Source organism: Sulfitobacter sp. M13 (genome assembly GCF_053474885.1).
The window spans coordinates 17656-32508 of sequence record NZ_JBRKBN010000003.1 but is presented as its reverse complement, the minus strand read 5'-3'; the positions used below and the strand labels follow the sequence as shown (position 1 = coordinate 32508).

The window sequence follows — 14853 nt, the reverse complement described above, 5'->3', positions numbered from 1 at the left end:
TTGGGGCGATCTCGGTTTAATACTTAGGCATTTAATTCAATTCAAATCTCCTTTTACCTATTTAATAAGGGCGATGCAGCATTGGATGAAAACGCAGATGCGCGGGGAAAACACACCGATGGCCAAGTATCGGTCTGGCGTCAAAAGGGGAATCGGCAACACGTAATCACGCACGTAAAGCGTGCATCCCTATCATCGACAACCCTGCCGGAATGACGGGCATCGGGCTGGCGGGCTCACGTTTTTTTGTAGAGATAGTCGAATTGACACTTGGAGCGATATGTATCAGTGCGCTATATAATAAGGTAAACATATTATAAGCGGACACAACATGCGTACCACCATCAACCCCGATAGCTTTGGTTTCCTTATCAGCGACCTTGGTCGTCTTACCAGGGGCGTATTCGAGCGTGAGATTGACGCAGCTGAATTGGCGGTTACGGCGGCAGAGGCCCGGGTGCTGGCGCATATGGCGCGGTGTGGTGCAACGCGACAGCATATGCTGGCAGAAAGTCTGGGGATGACCCCGATGAGCCTCACGGGGTTTCTGGACCGCCTCGAGGCAGCAGAGCTGATTGCCCGCACGGCTGATCCGAACGACCGCCGTGCCAAGATTGCGTCGCTCACCCCGCAGGCCAATGACGTCCTGTCGCAAATCGCACAGATTGGCGAGCGCGTAGAGGCCATCATCTCGGACGGGCTGACCCAAGAACAATGGCAGACCTTTCGTCAAACCGCGCTGACCCTGCGGCAAAATCTGGCCGCGTTGCGCGGGGTTTCTTGCAAGACCGAGGGCGCGAAATGACATCCCCTATTATGTCGGAACGACGGGTCAGCATGATTGGCGCCTTGCTGGTGGCAATCGGGCCTGTGTCGATGGCGCTATATACGCCAGCGATGACAGAGCTGGTGCGCGTATTCGAGACGACGGAATCCGCAATCAAGCTAACGTTGACTCTGTATTTCGCTGGTTTCGCCTGTGCGCAATTGATCGCAGGGCCGCTGTCAGATGCGCTTGGTCGACGCCCGATTACGATTGCGTTTATGGCGCTTTATTGTGTGGCCAGTGTCGCGGCGACCCTGTCCCCCACGGTCGAGGTCCTGATGGGCGCGCGCTTCTTGCAAGGGATCGGTGCCTCGGCGGGGATCGCGATTTCACGGGCATTGGTGCGTGATCTGTTCACCGACGACCAATCCTCGCGGATCATGAACCTGATCGGCATTATCCTAGCACTTGGGCCGGCGCTGGCACCCACGATCGGCGGTCTGATGTTGCCCCTATTCGGGTGGCAGTCGATTTTCCTGCTTATGACCCTGATCGGTTTTCTTGTGATTTGGGTGGCGTTGTTCTCGATGAAGGAAACCGTGACCGCTGACCCGTCACGGTTGAATTTCAAGGCGCTCGGACGGACCTACAAGTCCTTGCTTGGCAATCCGCTGTTTATGACGGCCGCCTTGGTCATGGGCGGGGCTCTTGGCGCGCTGTATGCGCAGGCGACATTCCTGCCGTTTATCCTGATGGACGAGGTCGGGCTGACACCGGCGCAGTTCGGCGCCTCTATGCTGGCGCAATCGGGCAGCTTTTTTGCGGCGTCGCTTTTGGTGCGCCAGTTGATGGGCCGTTTTTCGGCAAACCGGCTGGTCGGTCCGGGGCTGGTGTTCGTGGCCTTGGGCAGTCTTGGGACTTTGACGCTGCTGCTGTGGCCACCCAGTTTCTTGCATGTGATGGTGCCCGTGGCGACCTATTCCTTTGGTATCGCATTTGTGATGCCCGCTATGTCGACCGCAGCGCTGGCCCCGTTTGGACGTTCGGCGGGGGCAGCGGCGTCGATGCTAGGCTTTATCCAGATGGGCTCGGGCCTGCTTGTCGGGTCAATCGGAGCGATGATGGGCAATGCCCTTTTGGCGATGGCGATACTGATCCCGATGATGGGGGCTATGGCCTGCATATCCTTTCTGATCTATCGCAAGCTACAGCCGCCGGCGTCACCGACGGAACCAGCGGCGACACGCGCGACCTGCGGGCCCAAGATCGCCGCCCAAGCGCCGGTGACTGCGCCAGAAAAATAGGGCACGTCGCCTCCCACAGACCGGCACCTTCTGGTGCGATTTAAGATATGAACTGAAAAGACAGGATCGTCAGAATGTACTCCTTGATTTCCGGGCTGCGCCACGCAGCTCTTGCAACGGCTATTTGTGCGGTGTCTGTCCCCGCAGTGGCACAGCAGGCAGCGCGCCCACCCGCCGCTGTCACCGTTATGACCATGCAACCGCAGGACGTGCAGCTGGCCACCACTTTGCCGGGACGCGTTGTCGCCTCTGCCGAGGCCGAGGTGCGGCCGCAAGTGGCTGGGATCGTCACCCAACGTCTGTTTACTGAAGGCGAACCGGTGGCAGAAGGCGATATCCTTTTTACCATTGACCCAATCGCCTATGAGGCCGCGGTGGCACAGGCGCAGGCATCGGTCGCGCAGGCTCAGGCGCAAGCCCGGTCAGCAGAGCAAGAGGCCAAGCGCTTCGAGGAACTGTCGTCGCGCAATGTGGCCAGCGATCAGGCGCTTGATGCAGCGGTCGCAGCACGGGACGGCGCGGCGGCGTCGCTGCAGGCGGCGCAAGCGGGGTTGCAATCGGCCCAGATCGAGCTGGACCACACGCAGGTCCGTGCCCGCCTGTCAGGCGAGATCGGGCGGTCGCTGACCAGCCCCGGTGCGCTGGTGACCAACAGCCAAGCCAGCCCTCTCGCTATCATTCGCAACATTGACCCCGTTTATGTCGATGTGACGCAATCGGCTGCAGAACTGCTTGATTGGCGGCGCGGCAATGCAGAAAAACGGCTGGGCGACACCCCGCGCGAGGTCAAGCTAACGCTGGCGGATGGAAGTATCTACGACCAGAACGGCACGTTGAACGCGGCCGAGCCGGACGTCGACCAGCAAACCGGCGTGGTCGTTCTACGGATGGGGTTTGCCAACCCTGATCGCCTGCTGCTGCCCGGCATGTATGTTCGCGTTGAAATGCCGACAGGGATCGCCAAGGGTGCGTTCCTTGTCCCGCAAGAGGCCGTGAGCCGCGACCGTCGCGGGCAGCCGCTGGCGATGGTGGTCAACGCCGACAATGTGGTCGAACAGCGCCAGCTGACAGTGCTACAGGACCGCGGCTCTGACTGGATTGTCAGCGACGGGCTATCAGCGGGGGACCGTGTGATCGTGATGGGCCTGCAAAAGGCTGCCCCCGGTGCCACTGTCACACCTCAAGAACAAACCGCCCCCGACACCACGTCCGGGGACACCGCACCGGCACCCGCCGAATAACTTAAAGCCGGAGCGTTTTTGCATGGCCCGTTTCTTTATTGACCGCCCTATCTTTGCGTGGGTGATTTCGATTTTCATCATGGGTATCGGCGTTTTGTCGATCCTCACCCTCCCCGTGGCCCAGTATCCGCAAATCGCACCGCCGTCGGTGGCTGTGCGTGCGTCCTATCCCGGGGCCTCGGCGCAAACGGTGGCCAATACGGTCACACAGGTGATCGAACAGCAGATGACAGGTCTGGACGGGCTACGCTATATCTCGTCGTCATCCACCAGCGCCGGCGGTGCCAGTATCACGCTGACCTTCGAGACCGGAACCGATGTCGATATCGCGCAGGTGCAGGTGCAAAACAAACTGTCGCAAGCCTCTGCGTTGTTGCCAGAACCGGTGCAGCGTCAGGGCATCACAGTGCAGAAATCCTCTGCCGGGTTCTTGATGGTGATCGGGCTGATTGCCGAGAACGGCCAATATGATGCGACTGACCTTGGCGATTATATGCAATCCAATCTGGTCAATGAGATCAGCCGCGTCGAAGGCGTGGGCAGCGTGCAGGTGTTCGGGGCGCAATACGCCATGCGCATCTGGCTTGACCCCGTAAAGCTTGCCGCGTTCGAGCTGACCCCATCCGACATCGTCGCAGCCGTTTCGGCCGAGAACGCGCAAATTTCGGCGGGGTCTTTTGGCAGCCGTCCCGCGGTCGAAGGGCAGGCGCTGAACGCTACGATCACGGCACAATCCCTGCTGACCAGTCCCGAGGATTTCCGCCAGATCGTGCTGCGTGCGGAAACCAACGGTGGGCTGGTGTTGCTGAATGATGTTGCGCGGGTAGAGATCGGTGCGGAAAGCTATGCCACAATCTCGCGCTATAATCGCAATGCCGCGACCGGCATGGCGGTCAGCCTCGCACCGGGTGCCAACGCACTGGATACGGCTGCCGCCGTCGAACAGCGGATCGAGGAACTGTCGGGCTTTTTCCCCGAGGGAGTCAGCTATGTTGTGCCCTTCGATACAACGCCTTTCGTCAAAATCTCTATCGAAGAGGTGATCAAGACCCTGATCGAGGCGATCGTGTTGGTGTTCATCGTTATGTATCTGTTCTTGCAGAACATTCGCGCCACGCTAATTCCGACGCTTGCCGTGCCGGTCGTGTTGCTGGGGACATTCGGGGTGCTGGCGGCCTTTGGGTTTTCGATCAACACGCTGACGATGTTGGGCATGGTGCTGGCGATTGGTCTGTTGGTGGATGACGCGATTGTTGTCGTCGAAAATGTCGAACGCATCATGGAACAGGAACACATCGGTCCGCTGGAAGCGACGCGCAAATCGATGGACCAGATCACCGGTGCCTTGATCGGCATCGCTGTGGTTTTGTCTGCGGTTTTCGTGCCGATGGCGTTTTTCCCGGGCTCGACGGGGGTGATCTACAAGCAGTTCTCGATCACCATCATCTCGGCCATGACATTGTCGGTGGTGGTGGCCCTGACTCTGACGCCGGCGCTCTGTGCGTCGCTGCTCAAGCAGGGCAGCCACGAGAAGCGGCGCGGGTTCTTTGGCCTGTTCAACCGCGGTTTTGACAAAACGCTGGGCGGGTACACCGGCACGGTCGGCTGGCTGGTGCGCCGTCCGCTGCGGGTCGGGCTGGTCTATCTGGCGATCATCGCTGCGATGGTGTTCTTGTTCATCCGCACGCCCGCAGGGTTCTTGCCTGCCGAAGATCAGGGCACCTTGTTCACGCTGGTGCAAGCCCCGACCGGGGCCACGGCGGAGCGCACGCTCGAGGTCATCAAACAGGTCGAAAACTACTATCTGGAAAACGAGGATGACGTCGTTGAATCCGTGTTTGGCGTGGTTGGCTTCAGCTTTGCGGGCCAAGGGCAAAACCTTGGTCTGGTCTTTGTGCGGCTAAAAGACTGGGAAGAACGCACCGCCGCGGCGCAAAGCGTGCAGGCGGTGGCCGGTCGGGCGTTTGGTGCATTCAGCCAAATTCAGGACGCCATGGTGTTTCCCATCGTGCCGCCCTCGGTCAGCCAGCTTGGCAATGTATCCGGCTTTGATTTCTATCTGCAAGGGCGCGGCGGGCAAAGCCACGAGCAATTGCTAGAGGCGCGCAACCAACTGTTGGGCATGGCGGCGCAAAGCCCGCTCATCGCCTCTGCCCGCCCCAGCGGGTTAGAGGATGCGGCGCAGTTCAATCTGGATATCGACTGGCGCCGTGCCGGGGCGATGGGGGTCAGCGCCACGGATGTGGGCACGCTGCTGACCATCGCTTGGGCGGGTCGCTATGTGAATGACTTTGTCGATGAAGGGCGGATCAAGCGGGTCTATGTGCAGGGCGAGGCCGCGGCACGGGCGGTCCCTTCGGATCTTGAGAAATGGCGCGTGCGCAATGACAGCGGCGGGTTGGTGCCCTTCTCGAACTTTGCCGAAGGGAGCTGGGCTTACGGGCCGCAAGGGGTGAACCGCTATAACGGCATCCCCGCGATGCAAATTCAGGGGTCCCCCGCGCCGGGGGTCAGCACCGGCGAAGCCATCGCAGAGCTGGAACGTCTGGTGACGCAGTTGCCCCCCGGTTTCCAGATCGCGTGGACGGGTCTGTCGCTGGAAGAACAAGAAAGCGGCAATCAGGCACCGCTGTTGTATGGTCTGTCGCTTGCAGCGATTTTCCTAGCGCTGGCGGCGCTGTATGAAAGCTGGTCGATCCCCTTTGCGGTGATGCTCGCGATGCCGATTGGTATCCTTGGGACGTTGACGGGTGCGTATCTGGGCGGGTTCGAAAATGGCGTCTTCTTTCAGGTGGGGCTGCTGACCGTCGTGGGTCTGACGGGCAAAAACGCGATCCTGATCGTCGAGTTTGCCCGCGACAGACGCCGAGACGGCGAGAGCATTTTTGATGCCGCCATTGATGCAGCACGGCAACGGTTCCGCCCGATCATAATGACCTCTATGGCGTTCTCATTGGGGGTCTTGCCGCTGGTTCTTAGCACGGGTGCCGGGTCTGGCGGGCGTACGGCCATCGGGGCCGGTGTGCTGGCCGGTACGATTGCCGCGACCGTACTGGGTGTGCTGTTCGTGCCCTATTTCTTTGCCATGGTGGCCCGTTTCACCGGCAAGGATCCGGCCAAGACCACCAACGATTAAGCCCGCATCACCGGCGATGAAAATCTGGCGGAGGTACCCTTGTGTTATCTCCGCCTTTGGCATGTCGGGTCATTGACGACGCCCCTTCGCGGGCTAATTCCCTCTCCGAGGGAAGCACCAAGATTCCACGCCATCCGCCAACAGCTTGAAGGAATAGCCAGCATGATCAACTTTACCCTGAACGGCAAAGAGGTGAGCGTCGACGCGCCCGACGACACGCCTCTTTTGTGGGTGCTGCGCGATGACATGCGGCTGACCGGCACGAAATTCGGCTGTGGCATCGCCCAATGCGGCGCCTGCACCGTCGAGCTGAACGGAATGACCCGTCGCAGCTGTGTCACCCCGATCTCGATGGTCGAAGGGTCTTACGTGACCACCATCGAAGCGGTCGAAGGCCGCGAAGCGCGCGCCGTACAGGCCGCATGGGAAGCGATCGACGTGCCCCAGTGCGGTTGGTGTCAATCCGGACAGGTCATGAGCGCCACGGCCCTGCTGCGCGAGATCCCGAACCCAACGGACGAGGATATCGATAATGCGATGGCCGGCAATATCTGCCGCTGCGCCACCTATGTTCGTATCCGCGCCGCGATCAAGAACGCCGCCAAAGAGCTGGAGGGTTAAGACATGAACACTTCAAAGCTTTCCCGTCGCGGTTTTCTGTCAACGGCTTCTGCCGGTCTGGTGATCGGTGTTGTTCTGCCGGAAAAATCACGCGCCCAATCCGGTGCCGCGACCGCTTTTGATCCGTCGGCTGATCCGGCTACCTTCGCACCAAACGCATTTGTCCGCGTCGCGCCGGATGACACGGTGACGGTCATCATCAAGCATATCGAATTCGGTCAGGGGCCGAACACCGGTCTCGCGACCTTGGTGGCCGAAGAGTTGGACGCCGACTGGTCGCAGATGCGCGCTCAAAGTGCGCCGGCCAATGATGAACTCTACGCCAATTCCTTGTTCGGATTGCAGGGGACAGGCGGGTCCACGGCGATGGCGAACAGCTATCTGCAGATGCGCAAAGCCGGCGCCGCTGCGCGCGCGATGCTGGTGGATGCTGCCGCCGCGGAATGGGGCGTGCCCGCGTCCGAGATTACCGTATCGAAGGGGCGCATTTCTCACGCCAAGGGCACCGAAGCGGGCTTTGGTGCCTTCGCCGAGAAAGCCGCGACTATGACGGCACCTGCGGAGCCCAAGTTGAAGCAGGCCAAGGATTTTATCCTGATCGGGACCGATGTGCCCAAGCTGGATACCCACGCCAAGACGACCGGCAAGGCGGAATACACGATGGATGTGTACCGCGACGGAATGGAGACCGTCGTCGTCGCCCATCCTGACAAGATGGGCGCTGTCGTGGCCAGCTTTGACGATACCGATGCGCTGAAGGTACCCGGCGTGATCGCGGTGCGCGAGATCCCGCAAGGCGTTGCCGTTTATGCGAAAAACACCGGTGCCGCGCTGAAAGGGCGCGAGGCGTTGAGCGTGACGTGGGACGACAGCAAGGCCGAAACGCGGTCGACCGAACAGATCTACGCTGATTTTTCCCGCGCCGCTGCAGAAGGGGGCCGTGCCGCCGAAGAGATCGGCGACGCCATGAAAGGGATCGACGGGGCCGCTCAGGTGATCGAGGCAGAATTCCACTTCCCCTATCTTGCCCATGCCGCACTCGAACCGCTGGACGCCGTGCTTGAAATGACCGACGGCAAGGCCGAGCTCTGGATGGGCTCGCAGTTTCCCTCGCTCGACAAGCCGACGCTGGCAGCCACGCTGGGAATTGACCCGTCTGATGTGCGGATCAACGTTATGTTCGCGGGGGGCAGCTTTGGCCGCCGTGCGCAGCCCACGTCCCATGTCGCCGCCGAAGTCGCCGAAATCGCGAAAGCCGCAGGCGGCAACGGGTCATGGAAACTGCTTTGGACGCGAGAAGATGACATGACCGGCGGCTATTATCGTCCGCTGACCGTGCACAAGATGAAGGGCGGCTTGGACGCTGACGGCAATATCGTTGGTTGGCATGACGTGGTGGTGAACCAATCCATCATGGCCGGTGGTCCGATGGAAGCAATGATGAAAGACGGCATGGACCCGACCTCTTATGAGGGCGCGACGAAAATGCCGTATGATCTGCCTGCGCTTAAGGTCGATTGGGTCCGGCAGGACAGCCCCGTGTCGGTGCTTTGGTGGCGCTCTGTCGGTCATTCGCACACCGGCTATGCGACCGAAGTGTTTTTGGATCAACTGCTCGAGGCAGGGGCCAAGGACCCGGTTCAGGGGCGTTTGGACCTGATGAAAGGCGATGCCGGTCGCGACCGTGGCGTGTTGGAGAAGGTGGCCGAGCTTGCGGGCTGGGACGGCACCAAGGTCAAGGGGGATCGCGCCTACGGCGTCGCCGTGCACGAGAGCTTTAACACCTATGTGGCCCAGATCGTCGAAGTGTCGGATCAGGGCGGGTTCCCCAAGGTCCATAAGATCTGGTGCGCTGTCGATTGTGGTGTCGCCGTGAACCCCAACGTCATCCGTGCGCAGATCGAAGGCGGGGCGGGCTATGGTCTGGGCTCGGTTCTGTTCGACGAGGTCACACTTGGCGAGGGCGGCACCATCGTGGAACGCAACTTTGACACCTACCGCATGCTGCGCATCAACGAGATGCCTGAGGTAGAGGTCGCCATCATTCAAAGCGACAATGACCCCACAGGCATCGGTGAGCCCGGTCTGCCGCCGGTAGGTCCGGCGGTTGCAAACGCATGGCGCGCCCTGACGGGCCAGGCTGTGACGAAACTGCCCTTTAGCAAATCCGTAGGAGTGTAAGCCATGAAGAAGACGCTGAAAATCATGGCCATCGCTGCGCTAATGGCAGGCCCCGTTATGGCAGAAACCGTCAACGGTCTGCGCACGGTCAACGAGTTTGATGCCATCGAAGGGGAGGCGGAACGTTCTACCGCGCTGTTCGAGGAAATGATGGTGGTGATCGGGCATCCGCGCTGCCTGAACTGTCACCCTGTCGATAATTCTCCGCGGCAAGGGATGGATATGCAGATGCACGAGCCCCCCGTTGTGCGCGGGGAGGCAGACTTTGGTGCGCCGGGCATGCGCTGCACCACCTGCCACGGTGATCAAAACATGACCTTTGCCGCAGGGGGCGGGTCGATCCCCGGCCATACGCCTTGGCAGCTTGCCCCGATTGAAATGGGTTGGATTGGCAAATCCGCCGCCGAGATTTGTGCCCAGATCAAAGACGAAGAACGCAATGGCGGGCGGTCCTTGGCAGAGCTGCACGAGCATAACGCCGAAGACGGGTTGGTCGGTTGGGGGTGGCATCCGGGCGAGGGGCGCGAGCCCGCCCCGGGCAGTCAGGAAATCTTTGGCGCGCTGACCAAAGCCTGGATTGAAACCGGTGCGGCCTGCCCTGCGGGGTAATCCGCGCTCCACAAAAGCAAAGGGCCGCGCAGGATTGCGTGGCCCTTTGTCGTTCTGGTCGTAAAAATTAGTCCTTGAAAACTGCCAGCCCAAGCCATTCGGCCACCATCGCGGGTGTCTCGACGCCTTCGATTTCGATCGTCAGCAGGTTTTCGCGCAGCATATCGGTGGCGTTGCGTGCCGTGACCTTTTGCAGCGTAAACCGCCCCCGCAGGCGTGAGCCCGCTTTGACCGGTGTCAGAAACCGCAGCTTGTTCATGCCATAGTTGATGCCCATCACCTGTCCGGGCATCATGTTAAAGCAATCATAGGCAAAGCGGCTGGCGAGCGACAGGGTCAGGAACCCGTGCGCGATGGTCCCGCCAAAGGGCGTTTCCGCCGCCGCGCGTTCGGGGTCGATGTGGATCCACTGCATATCGTGGGTGGTTTTGGCGAATTGGTCGATCATCTCTTGATCCACCGTGATCCAATCAGAGACACCGACCTCGGTCCCGATCAGCGTTTCACTATGGGCAAACGCCTCTTTCAGTGCAGACATGGGTAATGCTCCTTCAGGATGGGTCAGCGGCAACACGCACCATGCGCTTGCCTTTGTTTTCACCGGCCAGCAGACCGATCAACGCTTGTGGCGCGTTTTCCAGTCCGTCGATGATATCTTCGGTTACCTTGATCTGGCCCGCCTTCACCCAAGTCTGCAACGCCCGCAGCGCCTTGGCGTCGTTCTGGGTCCAGTCCATCACGATGAACCCCTCCATGCGCAGACGCTTGACCACGACCAGACCGGGCAGGTTGCGCGGGCCGGTGGGGATTTCCGTGTCATACTGGCTGACGGCACCGCAGCACACCACGCGGCCTTTTTCGTTCATCGCAAACAACGCCGCCTCGAGCACGGTGCCACCAACGTTGTCGAAATACACGTCTACCCCATCGGGGCAGGCGGCGCGCAGGGCCTTGGACATGCCAGGCGCGCGGTAGTCGATGCAGGCGTCAAAGCCCAATTCTTCCGTCACCCATTTGCATTTTTCCGCCCCACCGGCGATGCCCACGACCCGACAGCCAAGCGCCTTGGCGATCTGACCGACATAGCCGCCGACCGACCCCGCCGCAGCCGACACCAGCACGGTTTCACCCGCGACCGGTTGCCCGACCGAGATCAGCCCGTGGTAGGCGGTTTTGCCCGCGATGCCGTAAACAGACATCAGGTTCGACAGTTGCGGCACATTGGGCAGTTTCTCGCATTTCCGCGCATCAGCAGCGACAAAGGTCGACCAAGTCGCCTCGGACGCGACGATATCGCCCACGGCCAGACGGTCGCTGTTGCTTTCGACGACTTCGCAGATCGCATAGGTCGGCATGGCGTCGCCCGCGTTTACAGCGGCGCGGTAGGTGGCCCCCTTCATCCACGACCGGTTGGCCGCGTCGATGGACATCAGGATCACCTTGAGCAGCACCTGCCCGTCACCCGCCACGGGCATATCGGTGGTGGTCTGTTTGAAATGCTCAGCTGTCAGCGAATCGCTGGGCAGCTCTGCGATAACAATTTGTGTGTTGGTCATTTTGATTGTCCCTCTTGATTACTGAACATCCAAAACGACTTTGCCCTGCACCTTGCGGTCTTGCATCAGGTTCAACGCGTCGGCGGCTTTCTCCAGCGGGAAGCGGGCCGAGATGCGCGGTTTGATCTGACCGTCAGCATACATGCGGAACAGATCGGCCATGTTTTCGGCATGTACCTTGGGTTCACGTGCCGTATGCGCGCCCCAGAAAACACCCATGATCTGCGAGCCTTTCAGCAACGTCAGGTTCAGTGGGATTTTGGGGATGCCAGCGGGGAAGCCTACGACCAGATAGCGGCCTTTCCAGGCCAGCGCGCGCACAGCGGGTTCTGCATAGGCACCGCCGACGGCGTCATAGACCACATCGACGCCTTCGCCGCCCGACAGCTTCTTGATCTCGTCCGAGAAGGCTTTTTGCGTGGCGCGGTCGTCCATGTCGCGGCTGTAGATGATCGTTTCATCGGCGCCTAAATCACGACAGAACTGCGCTTTTTCTTCCGACGATACCGCGGCGATGACCCGCACGCCCGAAGCTTTGGCCAGTTCGATCGCGGCGGCACCGACACCACCCGCAGCGCCCATGATCAGCAAAGATTCGCCGGGCTGGATTTCGGCCCGGTTTTTTAGGGCGTGATGTGAGGTCCCATAGGTCAGAACCAGACATGACGCTTCGTCATATGGCATCGCGTCTGGGATATTCATGACCCGTTCCGCGTCAACAATGATGTCTGTCGCAAAGCCGCCAAAGCCGGTCATTGCCAAGACACGGTCCCCGACTGCCACGTTGGAAACGCCCTCTCCCACGGCGTCCACATCACCGGCGACTTCACCACCTGGGGCAAAGGGGCGTTGCGGCTTCATCTGGTAAAGATCCTTGATAATCAAGGTGTCAGGGAAGTTCAGCCCCGCCGCACGCACACGGATTCGGACCTGCCCTTTCTTGGGTTCGGGCTGTGGCAGCTCGGTCAGTTCCAGTGTTTCGGGGCCGCCGGGGGCAGTGCTAAGCATGGCTTTCATCGGGTCTTTCCTCCTCTAGAATTTGCAAAGCAATAGGCGCGTTCAGAAACTGTCTTGTCAATCGAATTTCGAAATGCAATTTTGCAGTGCGGAATTGGAGTTCGCAAAACGAGGGGGGAGATAAGATGCAGTCCGAACAGGAACTGGAGGGTTTCCGCGCGGAGTTGCGCGTTTGGCTTGAGGCAAACTGCCCAGCTGAAATGCGCGGCGGTGAGCCGAGTGAAGCATCGATATGCTGGGGTGGCAAGAATTTTGAGTTCGAATCCGACGCGCAACGCGTCTGGTTAGAGCGCGCCGCGTCCAAGGGCTATACCGTGCCCACATGGCCCGTTGAGTACGGCGGGGCGGGGATGAACCGCGCGCAGGAAAAGATTTTCAAAGAAGAGATGGACCGGATCGAGGCGCGCAACCCGTTGCAAAGCTTTGGTATCTGGATGCTTGGGCCCGCCTTGCTGCACTTTGGCACGCATGAGCAGAAACTGCATTATTTGCCCCCGATCGCACGTGGTGAAGTCCGCTGGTGTCAGGGCTATTCCGAGCCGGGCGCCGGGTCCGATCTGGCCAGTGTCCAGACCAAGGGCGAGGACAAGGGCGACCATTGGCTGGTGAACGGCCAGAAAATCTGGACCTCTTATGCCGACAAAGCCGACTGGATTTTTGCGCTGATCCGCACTGACCGTGATGCATCCAAGCATAACGGCATTTCCTTTCTGCTGATCGACATGGAAGACGACGGCGTCGAAACCCGCCCGATCAAGTTGATTTCCGGTGCGTCCGTGTTCTGCGAAACGTTCTTTACCAATGTAAAGGTGCCCAAGAACCGGATCGTTGGCGAAGAGAACCGCGGTTGGGATGTTGCAAAATACCTGCTGACCCACGAGCGCGAGATGATCTCGGGCGGCGGGCAAGGGCTGTCGGGCGGTCGCGCACTTGGTGCGGTGCTGAACGAATCTTTGGCCGAGGGGCAAGAGATGGACACCGTGCTGCGCGCTGACGCGATGCGCTGCGAGGTTGACGCGCTCGCCATTGGGCTCACGCTTGAACGCTACAAAGACCAAGCCGAAGCCGGCACTGGCGCAGGCAATGCGTCCGCGATGCTGAAATACATGGGCACAGAGCTGAACATGCAGCGCCATGAATTGCTGATGGCCGCAGGCGGCAGCGATGCGCTGGAATGGGACGGGCCGTTGGGCAACCGTCCGGCGGACTGGCTGCGCACAAAGGCCAATTCAATCGAAGGCGGCACAAGCGAGGTAATGCTGAGCATTATCTCCCGCCGCGTGCTTGGGCTTCCGGGGTAAGATCATGGTAAAATTAGTATTAACAGAAGACGAAACCATGCTGGTCGATGCAGCGCGCGGTTTCCTTGATAAATCCGCCCCCGTCAAAGCATTCCGCGACCTGCGTGATGCGGGCAAAACGCATGACGCCAAGATGTGGAAAGAGATGGCCGCGATGGGATGGGCCGGTGTGCTGGTTCCTGAAAGCGCAGGTGGTGTCGATATGGGCCATGCTGCTGCGGGTATTCTGGCGCAAGAAATGGGCAAGACGCTGGCCGTTAGCCCCTTCCTTTCGACAGCGGTGATCGCCGCAACAGCCCTGCGCAACGTCAGCGACGCGCGCGCCGAAGCTGCACTCGCCAAGATTGCCAGCGGTGACGCGACTTATGCGCTGGCGGTGGATGAGACATCGAAGTTCGACCCAAACGCCACCGCGATGGTTGCCACATCCGAAGGCAACGGTTTTCGCCTGACGGGCAAGAAGACCTTTGTCGTGGATGGTGCTTTGTCAGACCGTTTGCTGGTGCTGGCCAAGACCGACAATGGTCTGACCCTGTTCGACATTCCCGCAGACCGTGCGGGCATCACGCGCAATGCGCAGAACATGATCGACGCACGCGACTCGGCGCGGATCGACTTCGACAATGTCGAAGCGACGGGCGATGATGTGCTGGGTCAGGTCGACGACGCCATGACCGTGCTCAAACCCGCGATCGAGGCAGGACAGGCCGCACTGGCCGCCGAAATGGCCGGCGTCGCTGCGGGGGCGTTCGGGATGACCGTTGGTTATCTGAAAGAGCGCAAGCAATTCGGCACATTGATCGGCACATTCCAAGCCTTGCAACATCGCGCCGCCCACCTGTGGTGCGAGATCGAGGTCACCGCCTCTGCCGTGCTGCACGCGGGGCGCAAGCTGGACGAAGATCCCGACAATGCCACCATGGCTGTATCGCTGGCCAAGGCCCGCGCGACATCGACGGCCAAGCTGGCGGTGATCGAAGGGGTACAGATGCACGGCGGGATCGGCATGACCGATGCTTTCGACATCGGATTTTACATGAAGCGCGCCCGCGTTGGCGCCGAATGGCTGGGGGACTACGGCTATCACGCCGCCCAAGTCGCCAAGCACAGAGGATTCTAAG

Annotated in this window: 12 protein-coding genes; 9 read left to right on the top strand and 3 right to left on the bottom strand. The window is 60.3% G+C overall.

Annotation, left to right across the window (positions count from 1 at the left end; all coding sequences use genetic code 11):
- Positions 1-331 precede the first annotated feature (331 nt).
- The 7 genes from ACVBAU_RS16640 to ACVBAU_RS16610 all read left to right on the top strand — a co-directional run bounded on the left by ACVBAU_RS16640 (position 332) and on the right by ACVBAU_RS16610 (position 9858).
- The gene (locus ACVBAU_RS16640) at positions 332-805 is read left to right on the top strand and encodes a MarR family winged helix-turn-helix transcriptional regulator (protein WP_448329315.1); all 474 of its coding nucleotides are present in this window, start codon (positions 332-334) and stop codon (positions 803-805) included.
- Entirely contained in the window at positions 802-2070 is a 1269-nt protein-coding gene (locus tag ACVBAU_RS16635; RefSeq protein WP_448329313.1) for a multidrug effflux MFS transporter, read from the top strand. The genes ACVBAU_RS16640 and ACVBAU_RS16635 overlap by 4 nt, the downstream gene beginning before the upstream one ends.
- Before the next feature lie 74 nt (positions 2071-2144).
- Positions 2145-3311 (top strand): efflux RND transporter periplasmic adaptor subunit, encoded by a 1167-nt coding sequence (locus ACVBAU_RS16630; RefSeq protein ID WP_448329311.1) that lies wholly within the window; start codon positions 2145-2147, stop codon positions 3309-3311.
- 22 nt (positions 3312-3333) lie between these two features.
- Positions 3334-6447: an efflux RND transporter permease subunit gene (locus tag ACVBAU_RS16625; RefSeq protein ID WP_448329310.1), complete on the top strand. Its 3114-nt coding sequence runs from the start codon at positions 3334-3336 to the stop codon at positions 6445-6447.
- A 162-nt stretch (positions 6448-6609) separates the two neighbouring features.
- Positions 6610-7068, top strand: a complete 459-nt coding sequence (locus ACVBAU_RS16620) for a (2Fe-2S)-binding protein (protein WP_448329308.1) — start codon at positions 6610-6612, stop codon at positions 7066-7068.
- A 3-nt stretch (positions 7069-7071) separates the two neighbouring features.
- Positions 7072-9249 (top strand): molybdopterin cofactor-binding domain-containing protein, encoded by a 2178-nt coding sequence (locus ACVBAU_RS16615; RefSeq protein ID WP_448329306.1) that lies wholly within the window; start codon positions 7072-7074, stop codon positions 9247-9249.
- A 3-nt stretch (positions 9250-9252) separates the two neighbouring features.
- The gene (locus ACVBAU_RS16610; protein ID WP_448329304.1) at positions 9253-9858 is read left to right on the top strand and encodes an Isoquinoline 1-oxidoreductase subunit; all 606 of its coding nucleotides are present in this window, start codon (positions 9253-9255) and stop codon (positions 9856-9858) included.
- A 67-nt stretch (positions 9859-9925) separates the two neighbouring features.
- Here ACVBAU_RS16610 and ACVBAU_RS16605 read toward each other — a convergent pair whose 3' ends face one another.
- From ACVBAU_RS16605 to ACVBAU_RS16595, 3 genes are read right to left on the bottom strand one after another with little or no spacing between them, the layout of a single operon-like run.
- Positions 9926-10396 (bottom strand): MaoC family dehydratase, encoded by a 471-nt coding sequence (locus ACVBAU_RS16605; protein WP_093732923.1) that lies wholly within the window; start codon positions 10394-10396, stop codon positions 9926-9928.
- Positions 10397-10409: 13 nt separating this feature from the next.
- Complete coding sequence (locus tag ACVBAU_RS16600) at positions 10410-11414, bottom strand: NADP-dependent oxidoreductase (protein WP_448329302.1); 1005 nt, start codon at positions 11412-11414, stop codon at positions 10410-10412.
- Positions 11415-11432: 18 nt separating this feature from the next.
- Positions 11433-12431 carry an NADPH:quinone oxidoreductase family protein gene (locus ACVBAU_RS16595; RefSeq protein WP_448329300.1) on the bottom strand — a complete coding sequence of 333 codons (999 nt, stop codon included), beginning with the start codon at positions 12429-12431 and terminating at the stop codon, positions 11433-11435.
- 125 nt (positions 12432-12556) lie between these two features.
- On the opposite strand from ACVBAU_RS16595, the gene ACVBAU_RS16590 reads away from it, so the two are divergent.
- Positions 12557-13732 carry an acyl-CoA dehydrogenase family protein gene (locus tag ACVBAU_RS16590; protein WP_448329298.1) on the top strand — a complete coding sequence of 392 codons (1176 nt, stop codon included), beginning with the start codon at positions 12557-12559 and terminating at the stop codon, positions 13730-13732.
- 4 nt (positions 13733-13736) lie between these two features.
- Positions 13737-14852, top strand: a complete 1116-nt coding sequence (locus ACVBAU_RS16585) for an acyl-CoA dehydrogenase family protein (protein WP_448329296.1) — start codon at positions 13737-13739, stop codon at positions 14850-14852.
- Position 14853: the final 1 nt, after the last annotated feature.